Raw genomic sequence first — 246 nt, forward strand, 5'->3', positions numbered from 1 at the left:
GATGACCTGTGACTAGGGGTGAAAGGCCAATCAAACCGGGTAATAGCTGGTTCTCCGCGAAATCTATTTAGGTAGAGCGTCAGATGAATACCATCGGGGGTAGAGCACTGGATGGGCTAGGGGAGCGCGAGCTTTACCAAACCTAACCAAACTCCGAATACCGATGAGTAATATCTGGCAGACACACTGCGGGTGATAAGGTCCGTAGTGGAAAGGGAAACAGCCCAGACCTACAGCTAAGGTCCC

1 rRNA gene (only partly in view) is annotated in these 246 nt (G+C 51.6%); it reads left to right on the forward strand.

Annotated elements, in window-relative coordinates:
* Window positions 1–246 (forward strand): 23S ribosomal RNA (locus ACRBCU_RS18490) (its annotated part continues 812 nt past the right edge of the window); the annotation flags it as partial.

Origin of the sequence: Planktotalea sp. (genome assembly GCF_050633725.1) — a bacterium.
GTDB lineage: Bacteria > Pseudomonadota > Alphaproteobacteria > Rhodobacterales > Rhodobacteraceae > Planktotalea.